12 protein-coding genes, 2 rRNA genes and 3 pseudogenes are annotated in these 17,439 nt (G+C 68.6%); 7 read left to right on the forward strand and 10 right to left on the reverse strand.

Annotated elements, in window-relative coordinates; all coding sequences use genetic code 11:
* Positions 1-105 precede the first annotated feature (105 nt).
* From raiA to mtnA, 6 genes are all read right to left on the reverse strand, one after another.
* Entirely contained in the window at positions 106-795 is a 690-nt protein-coding gene (raiA, locus tag AB0M87_RS07635) for a ribosome-associated translation inhibitor RaiA (protein ID WP_365850929.1), read from the reverse strand.
* Positions 796-1,129: 334 nt separating this feature from the next.
* A complete protein-coding gene (locus tag AB0M87_RS07640; RefSeq protein ID WP_365850930.1) occupies positions 1,130-1,852 on the reverse strand; it encodes a ComF family protein in 723 nt (240 codons plus the stop codon).
* A 59-nt stretch (positions 1,853-1,911) separates the two neighbouring features.
* Positions 1,912-3,726 (reverse strand): LpqB family beta-propeller domain-containing protein, encoded by a 1,815-nt coding sequence (locus AB0M87_RS07645; RefSeq protein ID WP_365850993.1) that lies wholly within the window; start codon positions 3,724-3,726, stop codon positions 1,912-1,914.
* 64 nt (positions 3,727-3,790) lie between these two features.
* Positions 3,791-5,812 carry an MtrAB system histidine kinase MtrB gene (mtrB, locus tag AB0M87_RS07650; protein ID WP_365850931.1) on the reverse strand — a complete coding sequence of 674 codons (2,022 nt, stop codon included), beginning with the start codon at positions 5,810-5,812 and terminating at the stop codon, positions 3,791-3,793.
* A gap of 1 nt (position 5,813) precedes the next feature.
* Positions 5,814-6,491, reverse strand: a complete 678-nt coding sequence (gene mtrA / locus AB0M87_RS07655; RefSeq protein WP_365850933.1) for a two-component system response regulator MtrA — start codon at positions 6,489-6,491, stop codon at positions 5,814-5,816.
* 15 nt (positions 6,492-6,506) lie between these two features.
* Positions 6,507-7,619: an S-methyl-5-thioribose-1-phosphate isomerase gene (gene mtnA, locus AB0M87_RS07660; protein WP_365850935.1), complete on the reverse strand. Its 1,113-nt coding sequence runs from the start codon at positions 7,617-7,619 to the stop codon at positions 6,507-6,509.
* Positions 7,620-7,759: 140 nt separating this feature from the next.
* Here mtnA and AB0M87_RS07665 point away from each other — a divergent pair, with 140 nt between their 5' ends.
* From AB0M87_RS07665 to AB0M87_RS07685, 5 genes are read left to right on the forward strand one after another with little or no spacing between them, the layout of a single operon-like run.
* Positions 7,760-9,001 (forward strand): glycerophosphoryl diester phosphodiesterase membrane domain-containing protein, encoded by a 1,242-nt coding sequence (locus AB0M87_RS07665; protein ID WP_365850936.1) that lies wholly within the window; start codon positions 7,760-7,762, stop codon positions 8,999-9,001.
* Positions 9,002-9,011: 10 nt separating this feature from the next.
* Entirely contained in the window at positions 9,012-9,695 is a 684-nt protein-coding gene (locus AB0M87_RS07670) for a DUF4129 domain-containing protein (RefSeq protein ID WP_365850938.1), read from the forward strand.
* Positions 9,692-10,909 (forward strand): DUF4350 domain-containing protein, encoded by a 1,218-nt coding sequence (locus tag AB0M87_RS07675; RefSeq protein ID WP_365850939.1) that lies wholly within the window; start codon positions 9,692-9,694, stop codon positions 10,907-10,909. The genes AB0M87_RS07670 and AB0M87_RS07675 overlap by 4 nt, the downstream gene beginning before the upstream one ends.
* Positions 10,906-11,880 (forward strand): MoxR family ATPase, encoded by a 975-nt coding sequence (locus AB0M87_RS07680; protein ID WP_365850940.1) that lies wholly within the window; start codon positions 10,906-10,908, stop codon positions 11,878-11,880. Before AB0M87_RS07675 ends, AB0M87_RS07680 begins: the two co-directional genes overlap by 4 nt.
* A gap of 10 nt (positions 11,881-11,890) precedes the next feature.
* Positions 11,891-13,201 (forward strand): DUF58 domain-containing protein, encoded by a 1,311-nt coding sequence (locus AB0M87_RS07685; protein WP_365850941.1) that lies wholly within the window; start codon positions 11,891-11,893, stop codon positions 13,199-13,201.
* A 47-nt stretch (positions 13,202-13,248) separates the two neighbouring features.
* On the opposite strand, the pseudogene AB0M87_RS07690 reads toward AB0M87_RS07685, so the two are convergent.
* Positions 13,249-14,489, reverse strand: a pseudogene (locus tag AB0M87_RS07690) (IS701 family transposase).
* 146 nt (positions 14,490-14,635) lie between these two features.
* Here AB0M87_RS07690 and AB0M87_RS07695 point away from each other — a divergent pair.
* On the forward strand, positions 14,636-15,184 hold the full coding sequence (locus AB0M87_RS07695; protein ID WP_365850942.1) for a hypothetical protein: 549 nt from the start codon (positions 14,636-14,638) through the stop codon (positions 15,182-15,184).
* Positions 15,185-15,690: 506 nt separating this feature from the next.
* Here AB0M87_RS07695 and AB0M87_RS07700 read toward each other — a convergent pair.
* Positions 15,691-16,809 (reverse strand): annotated as a pseudogene (locus AB0M87_RS07700) (ISAzo13 family transposase); the annotation flags it as partial.
* A 159-nt stretch (positions 16,810-16,968) separates the two neighbouring features.
* Here AB0M87_RS07700 and AB0M87_RS07705 point away from each other — a divergent pair.
* Positions 16,969-17,092, forward strand: a pseudogene (locus AB0M87_RS07705) (SAM-dependent methyltransferase); the annotation flags it as partial.
* A gap of 78 nt (positions 17,093-17,170) precedes the next feature.
* On the opposite strand, the gene rrf reads toward AB0M87_RS07705, so the two are convergent.
* A 5S ribosomal RNA gene (gene rrf / locus AB0M87_RS07710) occupies positions 17,171-17,287 on the reverse strand.
* A gap of 78 nt (positions 17,288-17,365) precedes the next feature.
* Positions 17,366-17,439: ribosomal RNA gene (locus AB0M87_RS07715) — 23S ribosomal RNA — on the reverse strand; the annotation flags it as partial.

Consider the following 17,439-nt stretch of genomic DNA (forward strand, 5'->3'; position numbering starts at 1 on the left):
CGCCATGCTTTCATGCCCTGGCGGCGGAGCGGTGGTCCCGTCACCGCGCGGCGGTGCCCCTGGGTGCGCTTCGCGCTTCCAGGGGCACCGCCGCGGTTCATCAAGTCATCCGCCGAGCGCACCGCCGGCGCCGCCCGCCTCGACATTGGCGAGCGGGTCCGTCGTCAGGTGAATGACACCGTAATCGTAGGCGTGCCGCCGGTAGACGACACTGGGCTCCTTCGTCTCCGCATCGACGAACAGATAGAAGTCGTGCCCGACCAGCTCCATCTCGTAGAGAGCCTGGTCGAGAGACATCGGTGCCGCGACGTGGGTCTTCTCGCGGACCACCAGCGGTCCCTCGCCCTGCACTTCGAGCGAGCCCATCCTGGTGGTGGGAATGGAGGGCGGCGTCCGGTCGGCCACGAGCTCCCCGCTGCCGTTGAGCTGCGCCGCCTGCGGCACTGCCTCGACGACCTCGGCAGCCGACATACGACCGACGCCCCTGCGGTTGTGACGCTTCTCGTGCTGCTTGCGCAGCCGCGCCTCCAACTTGCCGGTGGCCAGATCAAGCGCTGCGTACGGGTCGCCTGCCGCCGCCTCCGCCCGGATGACCGGGCCTCGGGAGTGCAACGTGATCTCCACTCGGTCCGAACGGTCGGCCTGCCGCGGGTTGTGCTCCTTCGAGACCTCGACGTCGAGGCTGATCACCTTGCCGTCGAGCTTCTGGATCTTCTCCAGCTTCAGCTTCTCGGCCACGTGCTTGCGGAACCGCTCGGGTACTTCGGTTTTGCGGCCCTTGACGACGATGTCCACGCAGAACTCCGTTCCCGGATCACTCCGCTCAACGGCGGAGCAACTCCCTCTTGCACCAGACTCCGATGAGCACCGGAGTCTCGGACTTGGCGACTTTCACCTCCTCCTCCCCCGTCGGGAAGATCCCCACCCCCACCAACTTCTGAGCTCCGTGGAACCAGCAGAACCCGGAAAGTGTGTCCGCGCACGCCCGTGCATTTGGTGAGTCGCGGCTTTCGCCATTCCTCACAACCGAACATAGCTCGCCCGGGCGGGTGTCGGCACCCGCTACTCGCGCGTACCTCCGTTCAGGTGCTTTTTGCGGCTCACTACCTGCAACGATGTACGCCTCTGATCAGTTCCGGTTTATTTCGAAAGCAAGGGGCGGGGCGCCGACCACAGCGGCGCACGGTTCACCGCCGCCGGGGAATGCCCGGCTGCCCACGGCACGTACCGCACGAGCCGCCTCCACCAGTGATGCTCCGGTCGTCATGAGATCGTCCACAAACACCACCCTGCCCGCTTCCAGCAGCCGTACGCCCCCGGCTACCACGTGCAGCGCGCCGGCCAGATTCGCCAGCCGCTGCCGGGCGTCCAGGCCCGTCTGGTCGGCGACGGTCCTGCACTGTCCGAGCACCGCGACAACACGGGCCGCGGTGCCCGTTCTCCGCAGCTCGCGCGAGGCGGCGCAGGCGATCCGGCGCGCCGGATCGTGGCCGCGTGCCCTGACCGCGGCGCGCGCCGACGGCACCGGCACCAGCAGCAGCGGCCCACCACCGGGCACGGACGGGGCAGCGGCCCGCACCGCGCCGGCGAGCGCTCGGCCGAGAGCCCCGGCAAGCCCCAGAGCGCCCCGCTCCTTGTGGGCGAGCAGCACCGCTCGCACCGCGTCCTCGTACGGCGCCGCCCCGAACACCGCGGGCAGTCCCGCGGGCTCGGGGTCGGGTCTCGCCCGGCGAGCCGGAGCGCCGTACAGCGACCGGGCACATTCCTGGCACAGCGCCGTGCGAGGTCTGCCGCAGCCGCCACACGCGACCGGCAGCACGAGATCCGAAATTTCCCGCCACCATTCCCGCATGGCGACCACTGTGCCGAGTTTTCCGACCTCGATCCACCCCTGTGGACAACGCACGGTGGCTATCCCGGGTAGACCGGAGACGTTCCTTCTTCAACCACGGTTTTCCAATTCGAACGCAGCGGCAGACGCACAATTCCGTCCTCGGCCGAGAGCGCCATCACCGGAAGCCGGTCGTCGTCCGAAGCGGCCACCGCGGTGATCCGGTTGGCACCCGGCAGCGTGTTCGCCCCCGAAACCGAGCCGTCCACCTGCATGTAACGCACCTGCTGCACGCCGCCGGACTCCTTCCCGACCACCACGAGGCGGCTCCGACCGGCCCAGGACACGGCGGCCACGTCGGCCATCTGCGGCGCTGCCGGGCGCAGCTCCTCGACGGTGACCGTCTTGCTCCCGGAGCCCTGGCGCACCACCCGGCCGACCTTCAGTACCGTGTGGCCGTTCTGCGACAGCAGCAGGGCGATCCGCACCCCGTCCGACGACATCCGCAGGCTTTGGATGCGGGCCCCGTCCAGCCCGTCGATCGTGACTTCCTGCGGGTCACCGGTCCCCCCGGCGAAACGCAGCAGCCTCGGACGGGCCGGGTTCCGGTCGGCCACCCACAGATCGCCGCGCCCGTCCCAGCTCGGCGCGGACAACCGATCCTTCTCGTTCTTGCCCTGGCTGGTGTACAGCGACTGCGCCGGCTCGGTGCCCGAGACGAGCGACGCCGTGGAGAGAACGCTCCCGTTCTTCGAGACCCCTGCCGCCTGGCGCTCATCGCGTGCCACCGCCACCGTGCTCAACGGTTTGTCCCCCGAGCCGAGCGGTCCTCGCACCGGCTCAGGGTCGGCCTTGCCGGGGGCGGCGCTCCCGCTCGCCTGCAATCGGACGAGCCGCCCCTTGGCGTCGACGAAATACTCGCCCGCCGGAGTGCCCGTATGCCTGTCCGGCGTGTAGTCCGCCGCCTGGTCACCGCTGAGCACACACAGCTGCGAACCGTCCGAACGCTGCAGCTCCACCTGGTCGAGCCGCATCGACGTCGTATCCCGCACAGTGAAGAGCAGTTGCGCCGCCATCTTCCTGCACTGGCCCTGACCGACCCCGGACGCCTTCTCGTTGAGCGGCACCACCAGCGCGTTCCGGTCGTCGATCGTCAGCGTCCGGACGCCCTTCTTCAGGGTCGTGCCGGTGGGGAACCGGGAGCCCACCACCGGTTTCAGCCAGTTGGTCGGGCCCGCCAGAAGCGAGGCGACGGCCTGCGTCAGCGGATCCATCCGCGTCTCCGGGTCTATGCCTTGGCGCAGGTAGACGGGATCGGCGACCAGCCACCCCTCGCCCGTTTCTCCTTCCTCGCCCGGACTTCCGGACGGCGGGACGGAGGAAAAGTAGTACTTATTGACGGAGTGGTAATTGCGCTGGAAGTCCGAGAGGCTCAGCAGCAGACCCGCGGGAAGGTCGTCGATGCGCCAGTCCTTGTTGTTCTGCCGGACCAGATGAATGGCGTTCCGGTACTTACCCTCGTCCGGCCGGTAGACATGCTGCTTGTCGATCACGGCGACCTCAGTGCCGCTCAGCTGATACGTCGCGGACACCTGCGGCGCATCACGGTCATTGGCCGGATCGGCCCGCCGGGTGGGGCCGTCGGCCAGCAGTGTCGTCCGAGTGCCCGGATCCCAGCTTCGCGACGCGGCCTTCGTCAAATACTTCCTGGCCGTGGCGAACTGCAGATCATCACTGGTCATGGCCTCCAGGAAACCGTCGACGATCTCGGCGGGTGCCGCCCCCTCCCGTGGCGGCACGGCATAGACCTTGACCTGCGAGTCGGTGCGCTGCGACGGGTCAACCGCTTCGATGTCTCCGCTACTCGGCATGGACACGCAACCGGCCAGCATCATCCCCCCGCAGCCGAGCAGTGCGTACAGCCGCAGTCCGCGCCCGCCGGGGCGCTTCCCCCCCTGGTCAGCGCCCACGCGCAGTGCCCTCCCGGTCCGAAGCTTGCGTGGTCGGCTCCCCCGCACGCGGCACCACCCGGGCGCCACTGCCCGGCAGAGCCGTCGGATCGGCCGGTATGGCACGAGGCGGAGACGGCAGCGGCGAACGCTCCCCCACCGGCTGGGCCGGCACGGCGGCGAGCCGTCCCTCGTCGGCCCTGAGCCGGGCCCGTCCGTGACGCGAGTCCTCCGGCTCCAGCGGGATCGGCGAACCACGCAGTGGCTCGTCCGCCGTGCGCGGAAGAGTCAGCCGGAACTGCGAACCGCCACCCGGCTCACCCCAGGCCTGCAGCCAGCCCCCGTGCAGCCGGGCATCCTCCACTGCGATGGACAGACCCAGACCGGTGCCCCCCGTGGTGCGGGCACGCGCCGGGTCGGCCCGCCAGAAGCGGCTGAACACCCGGGTCGCCTCACCGGGCTTCAACCCCACTCCGTAATCACGCACCACGATGGCAACCGCGCCGCCCGCGACGCCGAACCGTACGATCACGTCCTTGCCCTCCCCGTGCTCCACGGCATTGACCACGAGGTTGCGCAGCACCCGCTCGATCCGCCGCGCGTCCACTTCGGCAATCACCGGCTGCTCGGCACCGACGACACGGATCCGGCTGCCCTTGCGCTCGGCAAGCGGCTCGGCTCCGGATATCACCCGGCGCACCGTCTCGCGCAAATCGATCGGCTCGGCCTCCAGCGCCGCGGCGCCCGCGTCGAAGCGGCTGATCTCCAGCAGATCTGCGAGCAGCGACTCGAAACGGTCCAGCTGGTCGCCGAGCAGCTCCGCGGAGCGCGCGGTCACCGGATCGAAATCGCTGCGGGCGTCATGAATGACGTCCGCGGCCATCCGCACGGTCGTCAGCGGGGTCCGCAACTCGTGCGAGACATCGGAGACGAAGCGCCGCTGCATCCGCGACAGACCCTCCAGCTGCTGGATCTTCAGCTGGAGATTCTGCGCCATCTTGTTGAAGGCTTCACCGAGCCGGGCGATGTCGTCCTCACCGGTGACCTTCATCCGCTCCTGGAGCCGGCCTGCGGACAGCCGCTCGGCGATCCCGGCGGCCATCCGAACCGGCGTCACGACCTGCCGCACCACGAACCACGCGATCGCCCCGAGCAGCACCACCACGAACAGCCCCGCGGTCGCCAGCGTGCGCACGACCAGGCCGAGGCTCTTCTCCTCCTGGGCCAGCGGGAACAGGTAATAGAGCTGGTACGGCTTGTGGTCGATGTCCTCGAGACGCTGTCCCACCACGAGGCCGGGCTCGGGATGGCGGCCGTCGAAGTACTTGATCTCCGTGTATCTCTTGTACGGCGTCGTCCCCTGGTCGACGCTGCTGCGCAGCTCGGCAGGGACGCTGTCGGGACTCACCGATCCGGACGAACGCTGCCCGCCGGTACCCGCGTCGGCGCTCTCCGAGGTGGGCGCCAGGGTGATCACGTTGTACGCCCCCTGCCCCCCGCTGGCGAGCTGCGCGACGAGGTCGGTACGCCATTGCGTCGAACTGCTGGCCGCCCTGCTGTCCCCGGTGTCGCTGTCGGGAACCGCAGGCACATTGGCCTTGTCCTTGGCCACGGTGAATCCGCCGGCCGCCTGCGAGACCGCCGCCTTCTCCTTGGCGTCCAGCAGGCCGTTGCGTACCTGGCCGACGACGACGAACCCGAGCACCAGGACGACGGCCACCGACATCAGCAGCGTGCCCGCCACCACCCTGAGCTGGAGGTTCCGCCGCCAGAGCCGCACAGCGGGCAGCAACGGACGGCGCACCCAGCGCGCGATGAGCCGCAGCATGGGGCTCCCGGGCGCTCCGTCGGACAACAGCCGGCCACCCTGCCGCAGCCGGCGACCGAACATTCCCGGTGAACGCGTCCCGGAGCCCCCGCCGGACATATCCGGCTGTGGACCGAGCCGGGACGCACCCCCCTGCGAACCGGCAGGCCGCTCCGTGTGCGCTCCCGGCTCCCCGGGCGTCGGAGCAGCACTGCTTGTCGTCATGTCAACTCGGTCCGGCCTTGTAACCGACGCCACGCACGGTCACCACGATCTCCGGCCGCTCCGGATCCTTCTCGACCTTGGACCGCAGTCGCTGGACATGCACATTGACCAGCCGGGTGTCCGCCGCGTGGCGATACCCCCACACCTGTTCCAACAGCACCTCGCGGGTGAACACCTGCCACGGCTTTCGGGCCAGCGCGACCAGCAGATCGAACTCCAGCGGAGTCAGCGCGATCGACTGTCCCTCCCGCTTGACCGAGTGACCGGCCACATCGATGACCAGATCACCGATCACCAACTGCTCCGGTGCGGGCTCCTCCGACCTCCTCAGCCTCGCCCTGATGCGGGCGACCAGTTCCTTGGGCTTGAACGGCTTGACGATGTAGTCGTCGGCCCCGGATTCCAGGCCCACCACAACATCGACGGTGTCGCTCTTCGCCGTGAGCATCACGATCGGCACACCCGACTCGGCCCTGATCAGCCTGCAGACCTCAATACCGTCCCGTCCGGGCAGCATGAGGTCGAGCAGCACCAGGTCCGGCTTCGCCTCTCTGAATGCGGCCAGTGCCTTGTCGCCGTCCGCTACAAACGACGGCTCAAAACCTTCACCACGCAGCACAATGCCGAGCATCTCGGCCAGTGCGGTGTCGTCATCGACGACAAGGACGCGTCCCTTCATACCGACATCATCCCATTAGCTCATCGTTACCTGGCGTGACCTGGCACACAACGCGGTGAGTGCATCCCCCGTGACAGGGGAAACGGCTCCTGTTTCCGTGACGATCGCCGTCACGAGTTCCGGTGGCGTGACATCGAACGCAGGGTTGTACGCCCGTGTTCCCAGCGGAGCCACCGGGGCCCCACCGCCGAATTCCGTGACCTCGCTGCCGGGCCGCTGCTCCACCTCGACGGACGCCCCGTCCGGGGTGGACAGGTCGATCGTCGTCGTGGGGGCCACCACAACGAACGGCACATGGTGGTACTTGGCAAGTACCGCGAGGGGATAGCTTCCCACCTTGTTGGCCACCGAGCCGTCGGCAGCGATCCGATCGGCACCGATCAGCACCGCGTCCACCTCACCCGCCGCGAAGAGCGAGCCCGCGGCGTTGTCCGTGAGCAAGGTGTACGCCATGCCGTTGCGTGCCGCTTCGTACGCCGTCAGCCGCGACCCTTGGAGGAGCGGACGGGTTTCGTCCACCCACAGGCGCCGCAGACTGCCGGCACGGTGCGCCGCCAGTGCCACAGCGAAAGCCGTACCTTCCCCCGCCGAGACGAGCGCGCCCGTGTTGCAGTGCGTCAGGATCCGGTGTCCGCCGCCCGGCAACAGCTCGTCGAGCAGTGCCAGACCCCGCACGGCCATCTGCGCACTGGCCCCGGCGTCCTCCCGGTGCAGCGCCTTGGCCTCGGCCAGTGCCGCCGCTGCCGCGTCCTCCGGGTCAGCACCACCGCCGACAGCCGCTCGGTACGCCTCAGCCACCCGGCGCACCCCGTATCCCAGATTGACCGCGGTGGGCCTCGCCCGCTCCAGCAGTGCGGCTGCCTCGTCCACGTCGTAGCCGCGGACCGCGGCGAGCGCCACTCCGTACGCCCCGGCGACTCCCAGCAGCGGGGCGCCCCGAACGGCGAGCGTTTGAATAGCCTGCACCAGCGCCGGCACGTCCGTGCACACCAGTTCGGCCTCCTCGGCGGGCAATCGGGTCTGGTCCAGCAGCACCAGCACCGGGCCCTCCGGTGGCTCGTCCCAACGCAACGAAGGCAGCGGGGGAGGCTTGTTGTCCAACGGGGGTTGCACGTCCTGATCAGCCATCCGCACAGTCTGCCCCGGAAGGCACCGACAATTGAAGGTCCAACGGAGATACGGGGTCCGGTCCGGAGCTGGACAACGCGTGGCACGATGGCTGACAGCCTGCTGCCGCGTCGTGCGGACAGGCATGTGAAGGAGCGACAATGAACGACTCTCCGGGTTGGGCCTCGCCCGGATCCGCCCCCTCCGACGGCCAGGAGCCGGGCGTCCCACGGCCGGCCGAGCCGTCCGGCCAGGGGCAAGCCGCACCGGAAGTCGCTCCCCAATGGTCCAGCGACCAGCCGCCGGCCGCGCCGTGGACCCAGCCGGCCCCTCCAGGGCCCCGCGCCGCGCCTCCGCAGCCCGCCCCCGGCTGGGGCGGCGACCCTCCGCAGGGCGGTGGTTGGGGCGCTCCGCAACCGGGCGGCTGGGGGCAGCCTCCCGTGGCGAAGCCGGGCGTCATTCCACTCCGCCCCCTCGGCATCGGCGAGATCCTCGATGGGGCTGTGTCGACGATGCGCGCCCACTGGCGCACGGTGCTCGGTGTCACGATCGGCGTGGCCGCGGTCGTCCAGCTCTGCTCGATCCTCCTCCAGCACTTCTTCCTCCCGGAACCGGCGCAGATCGATCAATCGGCCGACCCGACCGAACAGCTGCGCCAGAGCCTCGACTCGCTCCGGACGAGCATGCTCGACCTGGGCCCGGTCTCCGTGATCTCGCTGGTCGGCACGATCTTCACCACAGCGGTCCTGACCATCGTCGTCAGCCGTTCCGTGCTGGGCCGTCCGGTCACCCTGTCCGACGCGTGGGGCGAGGCGAAGCCCCAGCTCCTGCGTCTGGTGGGACTCAGCCTGCTGCTGCCGCTGATCTACGCGGCCGTGGTGACGATCGGCATCCTTCCCGGCCTTCTGGCCGGCGGCGCGGCAGGTGCCGGACTCAGCGCCCTCGGCGGCCTGGCCGCTCTGGTGGTCGTGGTCTGGCTGTGGATCCGTCTCAGCCTGGCAGGGCCCGCGCTGATGCTGGAACGACAAGGCATCCCAGCCGCGATGCGGCGCTCCGCCAAGCTCGTCAGAGGAGTGTGGTGGCGGATCTTCGGCATCATGCTGCTCACCGTGCTGCTGTCGCTGATCGTGTCGATGATCATCAGCGTGCCGTTCAATGTCCTGGCCGTCGCGGCGGACGGCAAGAGCCTCGGGAGCCTCTTCTCCGGAAGTTCCCCGGAATTCGGCTGGTCCTACTTGATCATCAGCGGTGTCGGTGCTGTCATCACCGCGGCACTCACCTACCCGTTCTCCGCAGGAGTCACGGTGCTTCTCTACGTGGACCAACGCATCCGTCGCGAGGCCCTCGACATCGACCTCGCACGGTCCGCGGGCGTACCGGGCTACCAGACCTCCGGGGGCTGATGCGGTGCCGATGCCGGGGGGCACGACAACAGCGCGGCTGCTGATCCGCGCCGGCGACCACATACCGCTGGACACTCCTCGTGTCCCCGGACGTGAGGCCGCACGGCGAGAACTGTCCAAGCCGATGTACCACGAGCACGACCCGAACCTCCTCCAACGCGGCATCGACCACTTCTGGAAGTGGATCGGCGATCTCGTCGGTGCTGCCTCCGGGGCCGCTCCCGGGGGCTCGGCGGGCCTGGTCGTGATCAGCCTCGCGGCGCTGGCCGTCATCGCAGCCCTCTGGTGGCGCCTCGGTGTCCCCCGGCGCGTACCGGCCCGGCAGGAGTCCCTCTTCGACGACCGACCGCGCACCGCCGCCGAGCACCGGCTCCAGGCCGCCGCGCACGCCTCCGCAGGCCGCTGGAACCAGGCCGTCCAGGAACGGATGCGAGCCATCGTGCGCGCTCTTGAGGAGCGCGCCCTGCTCGAGCCCCGCCCGGGCCGTACCGCCGACGAGGCCGCAGCCGAGGCCGCCCGTCCCCTTCCCGGCCATGCCGACGGTCTGCGTGCCGCCGCCCGGGTGTTCGACGACGTCACATATGGCGGGCGCACCGCCGACGAACCTGCATATCTGCGCATCGGCGAGCTGGACCTCGCTCTCGGCCGCACCAAGCCCCAGCTGGCCGGGGCCATCCCGGGAACTGCCGAGTGACCGAAATCCCCGCCCGCGCCACGTCGCTCTCGGTCGGCGCGGGCCAGGTCTGGAAGCGGGCCCGCGGCCTGCTGCTCGCGCTGGTCGTGCTCCTCGCCGCGGCTGTCGCGCTCGCCGCTGTGCGCTCCGGCGAGCGGCATGGCAGCCTCGATCCCCGTTCGTCCGACCGCTACGGCAGTCGCGCGGTGGCCGAACTCCTCAAGGACCGCGGTGTGTCCATCCGTGTCGTCACCACATCCGCCGCCGCGATGTCCGCGACGAGAGCGGACACCACCCTGCTGATCGTCTCCCCCGACCAGCTCACCGACCCGCAGAAGCGTTCGCTGCACGACGCGGCTCTGCGGGCCCGAGGACGCACCGTGCTGGTCGGAGCCGGCCCGCTCTCCGTCGCCACGCTGGCTCCCCGTGTCCAGGCAGCGGACCCAGCCGCAGCCTCCGCCCGGACGCCGAAGTGCTCGCTGCCCGCCGCCGCTCGCGCGGGCAAGGCCTTCACCGGTGGCGTCCGGTACACCACCACCCAGCCCGGCGCCGACGCCTGTTACCCCAGCAACGGCCTGCCCACCGTGCTCCGGGTCCCGGTCCCCGGCGGGGGCGCGGGCGGGGACGGGGACGGGGACGGGGACGGGGACACCGTACTGCTCGGCTCGGCCGACATCTTGTACAACCATCGGCTCGACCAGCAGGGCAACGCCTCGCTCGCCCTTCAACTCCTGGGATCCCGCCCTCATCTCGTCTGGTACCTCCCCTCGTTGGGTGATGCGTCAGCCACCCAGGGCGGCCACCGCAGCTTCTTCGACCTCATCCCGACCGGGTGGCTCTGGGCCACCCTGCAGCTTTCGGTCGCCGCGGTGCTCGCCGCCATCTGGCGCGCACGCCGGTTGGGCCCGCTGGTGTCCGAACAACTACCGGTCGCTATCCGTGCCTCCGAGTCGGCCGAAGGACGCGCCCGTCTCTACCGCAAGACCAACGCCCGCGATCGCGCGGCTTCAGTTCTGCGCTCGGCCACCCGCACCCGGCTGGCCCCCCTCCTCGGGGTGCCGGCGGCGGAAACCCACTCTCCCGACGCTCTCCTCCCCGCTGTTTCCGTCCGGCTCTCGCAGGCCGGACGGGAATACCGCGCTCTGCTGTTCGGCCCTCCGCCGGCTGACGACGCTGCCCTCGTCCGCCTTGCGGACCAACTCGACGCCCTGGAAAAGGAGATTCGTTCCTCATGACGGCCCCGACCACTGATAACGCGGACAGTGCCCGCTCCTCCCTGGAAGCGCTGCGTGCCGAGATCGGGAAGGCCGTGGTCGGCCAGGACCCCGCCGTCACGGGACTCGTGGTCGCGCTCCTCTGCCGGGGACACGTGCTCCTCGAGGGAGCCCCCGGAGTCGCCAAGACGCTGCTGGTCCGAGCCCTTGCGGCATCGCTTGCCCTGGAGACCAAGCGTGTGCAGTTCACTCCGGACCTCATGCCGAGTGACGTCACAGGCTCGCTGGTCTACGACACCCGGACTTCTGAATTCTCCTTTCAGCAGGGACCCGTCTTCACCAACCTTCTGCTGGCCGACGAAATCAACCGAACTCCCCCCAAGACGCAGTCCTCCCTTCTCGAAGCCATGGAAGAACGCCAGGTCGCCGTCGACGGAACCCCCCGGCGCCTCCCTGACCCCTTTCTGGTCGCCGCGACCCAGAACCCGGTCGAATATGAAGGCACTTACCCCCTCCCCGAAGCCCAACTGGACCGCTTCCTACTGAAACTCACCGTCCCCCTTCCATCGCGCGCAGACGAGATCAGCGTCCTCACCCGACATGCGGACGGTTTCGATCCCCGTGATCTTGCAGCCGCTGGGCTCCGTGCCGTGGCGGGCTCCGCAGATCTCGAAGCAGCCCGCACAGCAGTGTCAAAAACCAGCGTGTCCCCGGAGATCACTGGCTATGTCGTCGACATCTGCCGAACGACTCGCGAGTCGCCGTCACTGAGGCTCGGCGCCTCACCACGGGGCGCGACCGCCCTGCTTTCCACTGCTCGCGCCTGGGCCTGGCTCACCGGCAGGGACTACGTCATCCCCGACGACGTGAAGACCCTGGCGCTCCCCACCCTCCGGCATCGCATCCAACTGCGCCCCGAGGCCGAAATGGAAGGCGTCACCGCCGACTCCGTCATCACGGCGATCCTCGCCCACGTCCCTGTCCCGCGCTGAGGCCACTGCCATGGCACTCACTGGACGCGCCGCACTGCTCGCCGCCGCCGGCTCTCTCCCCATCGGCATCCTTGCCCCCAGTTGGGCTGGGATACTCGCCGTCAATGTCCCCCTTTCACTCGCCATCCTGTACGACCTGCTCCGCGCCGCGCCAGTACGGACGGTGCAGTTCACCCGAACGGGCAGTACGTCCGTTCGACTCGGTGACAGCGCGGAGATACAACTGACCGTCACAAACCCTTCAGGTCGGCGGCTACGCGCGCAGCTCCGGGATGCCTGGCCGCCCAGCAGCTGGCTACCGGGCACCGCACAGCCCGCTTCCCGGCACAGGCTGATGGTTCCGGCAGGGGAACGCCGACGTATCACCACGGTCCTGAAGCCGACGCGGCGCGGCGACCGCCGTGCCGAGCGCATCACGCTGCGCTCCTACGGTCCCCTCGGCCTGGCATCCCGCCAGGGAAAACACAGCGTGCCGTGGACCCTGCGTGTTCTTCCGCCTTTCACCAGCCGCAAGCATCTCCCCTCCCGGCTGGCCCGGCTACGCGAACTCGACGGCCGCACGACCGCGCTGACCCGTGGTGAGGGGACAGAGTTCGACAGCCTCCGCGACTATGTACCGGGCGACGAAACCCGGTCCATCGACTGGCGCGCCACAGCCCGGAGCGGCACGGTCGCGGTCCGCACCTGGCGCTCCGAACGCGACCGTCACATCCTCATCGTGCTCGATACGGGACGGACGTCCGCCGGTCGTGTGGGCGATGTTCCACGTCTGGATGCATCGATGGACGCGGCACTCCTGCTGGCTGCTCTCGCCACCCGAGCCGGCGATCGAGTCGATCTGCTCGCCTACGACCGGCGCATCCGTGCCTTGGTCCAGGGGCGAAGAGCGTCTGAGTCACTGCCTGCCCTGGTCGATGCGCTGGCCCCTCTGGAACCCGAACTCGTCGAGATGGATGCCCGCGGACTCAGCACGGCGGCCCTCGCCCATGCACCCCGGCGTTCCCTCATCGTCCTGCTCACCGGTCTGGATGCCGCGCCCGTCGAAGAAGGCCTGATCCCGGTGCTCCCGCAGCTCACCGGGCGGCACACGGTGGTCGTGGCTTCGGTCGCCGATCCGCACATCGAAGAGATGGCGAGGTCTCGCGGCACCCTGGACGCCGTGTACGAAGCAGCAGCCGGAGCTCAGGCACAGGGACAGCGTCGGCGTACCGCGGAACAGTTGATGCGTCACGGCGTAATCGTCGTCGACGCGCCCCCTGGGAACATTGCCCCGGCTCTGGCGGACAGCTATCTCGCGCTCAAGGCGACAGGCCGTCTCTAGTGCCGCATCAGGCAACGTCTACCTAATACTCCAGCTGTAGATCACGATCACGCTGGCAGCGCGGTTTGGCGTTGGTAGTGGCGGGCCTGGGAACGCGCCTGATGTCGGCGTCTCCAGAGGGACCAGCGAAGCCAGTGGTCGGCCTCGTGGCCGTGCCGGGCGACGAGGACTATGAAGAGGCGCTGGATTTCGTTGCACGTCAGCGGAATCAGGTCGTGGGGGTCCGGGGCGGAGACGGTGCTCGTCGGCGCGGACGACGGCCAGGAAGGCATGGGCGAGCATGGCGAGGGTGACCCAGCGAGACCAGGACGTGTGGCGCCGGAGCTGGTGCTCGTCCAGTCCGGCCAAGCCCTTTCCTGACTGGAACGTCTCTTCGACCCTCCACCTGGACCCCGCGACCCGCACCAGGGCTGTCAGGGGCACCGGTTCGACTGAGTAGCAGCGGTAGTAGGCGAGTTCGCCGGTGGTGCGGTTGCGGCGGATCAGCAGGTGGCGGTGGCCGGGCGTGGTGCTGGGCAGCTCGATGTGGGCCCAGTCGTAGAAGCGCTGTCCTTTGGCTCCTGCTCCGGCGGACAGCTTCTGCCAGGCCCGTTGGGGGAGCTTCTTGGCCAAGGTGTCCGCGCGGAACTTCCCGGCGCCGGTGGTGACCTCGTGGATGCGGGCCACCGCGAGGACGTAGCTGGTGGCGCGTTCCTCGAGGGCGGTTCGCAGTTTGGGGTTCCCGCCGTAGACCTCGTCTCCGGCCACCCAGGGGACACGGTGACCGGCGTCGAGGAGGCGGGTGATCATGCGGGTGGCCAGTTCGGGCTTGGTGGCGAACGCGGTGTCCGGGTCGAGTCCGGCGGCCTGGCAGCGGTCGGGCTGGTCGGTCCACGAGCGCGGTATGTAGAGCTCGCGGTCCAGTGCGGCGTGTCCCCGGTGGCCTGCGTAGACGAGATAGACGGCGACTTGGGAGTTTTCGATCCTGCCAGCGGTGCCGGTGTACTGGCGTTGGACGCCGACGGTGTGGCTGCCCTTCTTCACGTCGCCGGTTTCGTCGACCACGAGCACTGCCTGGTCGTCGTGCAGGTGCTCGACGACGTAGTCGCGCAGGTCGTCGCGGACGGCATCGGCGTCCCACTTTGCGCGGCTCAGCAGGTGCTGCATGGCGTCAGGTGTCGCTTCGCCTGCCCATTCGGCGATGGTCCAGCAGTTCTTCCGCGGCAGGTCCGCCAGCAATCCCATGACCAGACGCCGTACTCGACGGCGCGGTTCGACCCGGGGCGAACCGGCCGGCGATACGGTCCATCAGGCCGCCGAACGCCTCCTGCCAACGGGCAGGGTCTACGCTGTGACCTGCGGCCACCGCGTGATCGTTTGTCTTCACACACTGATGATCAACGGTGGCCGCATCTGGGTGTCAGCGGGGTGGCACGGCTTGTCGAGGAGGACGCAGTGCTGGGATTGCTGGGCTTCTACGACGAACTGGACAACCGCTCCGGCCAGCCGAACGGATCGATACGCGACGCTGTCCGGCCCGTCGGCGAGCCGGACGAGACGGACCTGGTGGCCTACCTGGATGCCGGCCATGTCCTCATCGACGTAATGGAGGGGGGACGCGACGCCATCACCGGCAGCGCCCACCGCCACTCACCGGGGTGCTCGTCGCTGGTGACCGACGGTACCTGGCTTTGGCGCCAGGACTTCCCGCACTACGTGGAGACGCACCACGTCTCGCTGCCCGACGCATTCGTCGAACACGTCCGCCACCTGAACTATCAGATGCCCACCATTACCGTCGCGCAGTTCGCTCCTCGCTACAACGAGACGATGCCATTGGTCGGTTGGGCCTCAGCTGTCCCATGGCAATCTCCTGCTGTCCTGCTCGCACCTGAACCACGAGCGGTAACCAGTAAGGCCGACTTTGACGCAGCCGCGCTGGCCCAGGCACGAAACCGGCCGCACGGCAACTGGGGCAAGCCGCGCAAGCCACGGCGAGCATAGGAGCTGTCGGCACAGAAGCGATCTACAGCTGGAGTACTAAGGGCTGTCCCCGTGAATTGCGGGACAGCCCTTAGGGCTTGCAGATTATTAACACGTCGTCTTGATCTTGTTGCCGGGCTCGTCGGTCAGGGCGAGGACCCTGGCCTGGAGGGTTGCGAGGGCTGCGGGTGGGGTCGTTGCGGGCGGGATGGTGACCCGTGGGTTTCGAACAGCCTTCTGTTCTTCAGGAGAGTGCGGTGCATGGCCGTACGGCTGCTGCCGAACAGCACGGCGAGAGGTTCCGCGGCCAGGCGACTCTCAGGTGGAGCACGGTGGCCAGGACCTGTTCGGGGAAGGCGAGCCGGGGCGGGCGGCCTCGCTGGGTATCACCGTCGGGGGCCAGTGTTTGGGTGAGGTCGTCCAGTTGGCGGTGGGGCATCCCGGTCAGGGTGGGATCGGCCAGCAGGGCCTGGTCCCCTTTTGTCGGCGGCAGCCTGTGGGGCCCGCGGCGCTTGGATGGCAGGGCGTGGCTGGGGGTGCAGGGCATAGTTCCAGTCGCCGTGGAACGTGTGCCGGGTAAGCGGCAGGGCGGTCATCTCCGCGTCCGCGATCTTCACTCCTGTGGGATAGGTGTTGGTGTCGAGGGCGGCCCTCACGCGCAGTCCGGTGCGGGTGGTGGTCGCCGTGATGCTGTTCAGGATGACTTCGTGGCTGGTCAGCGGGCGGGCACGCCAGTTCATGGTGATGTGCGAGAACAGCCGGTGCTCGATCTTGTTCCATTTCGATGTTCCCGGAGGCAGGTGGCACACGGTGATCGTGAGCCCGGTTTCGGCGGCGAGGCGGGCGAGTTCGAGTTTCCAGGCCCGGGTGCAGTAGCCGTTGGAGCCGCCTGCGTCGGCGGTGATCAGCAGTCGTGTTGCCCGCGGGTAGGCGATCTGGCCCTGGCCGTGCCACCAGCGGCGGATCGATTCCACGGCGAACGCGGCGGTGTCGTGATCGGTGGCGACGTTGACCCAGCCGGTGTTCGCCGCGAGGTCGTAGATTCCGTACGGGACCGCCTTGCCCAGCTGCGGGTCGGCGAAGTCGTGGACGCTGACCGGCACCGGGTCACCTGCGGGCCGCCACTGGCGGCCGCTGTTCCTGAACTCGCCGACGAGCTCCTTCTTCTTGGTGTCCACGCTGATCACCGGTTGGCCGGTGTCCCGGTGATCGCGGGCCTGCTCGTTGAGATAGTGGAACTGGGCATCCTGGTCCGGATGCTGGGTGCCCTCGATCGTCTTGGCGTTGGCCTGCAGGCTGAAGCCCTCCTCCCGCAGCAAGTCGCCTACGGTGTCGGCACTGACCCGGTGCCCGGCCCGGTTGAGTTCCCGTACAAGCGTGCGGGTCGATTTCACCGTCCACCGCAGCGGTGACATCGGATCACCGCGCTCGTCCGGTTCGACCAGCGTCAGCAGTGCCGGCCGCAGCCCCGGATCGAGGTCTGCGACTCTCCTGCGGCCTCCGCCCGGCCGCCGCACCCGCCCCAGAGGCTCCTCGCCGGCCTCCAACTCGAACACACCCTTGCGCACCGTGGTCTCACTCACCGAGGCCGCCCGCGCGACGGCCCGAACGCCACCGTGCCCGAGCCCCCGGGCCTCTGCAGCCATCAGCAGCCGTCGTTGCCGCTCGTTCAGATGCGGCGACAACACCCCGAACTTCACAGCAAGTTGAACTGATCTCATTTGGGATGCGCATACCACATCAACGAGCCATGGGGCTGGAAGCAACACCTTGATGATCTGCAAGCCCTTAGGTAGGGGCCTGGATGGCTGGCCGAGCTCGATCTGATGGCTCAGTTGGCCGGCTTCGAAGCTGGAGTCCGGGCATGCCGACCGGCGCGGAAGCGAATTCACCGCCGAATCGCGCTCCCACGTATCCGTCTACCGACTCCTCACGGTGACTAGATGCATTGGGACTGGAACGCGGAAAAGCCCCGCACCATACGGTGCGGGGCTCCCCACAATAATTGTTCGGCGGCGTCCTACTCTCCCACAGGGTCCCCCCTGCAGTACCATCGGCGCTGAAAGGCTTAGCTTCCGGGTTCGGAATGTAACCGGGCGTTTCCCTAACGCAATGACCACCGAAACACTATGAAATCAACAACACCGGGTGTAATCACGGTTGTTCGTTATTTCAGAACTAACACAGTGGACGCGAGCAACTGAGGACAAGCCCTCGGCCTATTAGTACCAGTCAGCTCCACCCGTTACCGGGCTTCCACATCTGGCCTATCAACC

Source organism: Streptomyces sp. NPDC051320 (assembly GCF_040682175.1).
Lineage (GTDB): Bacteria > Actinomycetota > Actinomycetes > Streptomycetales > Streptomycetaceae > Streptomyces.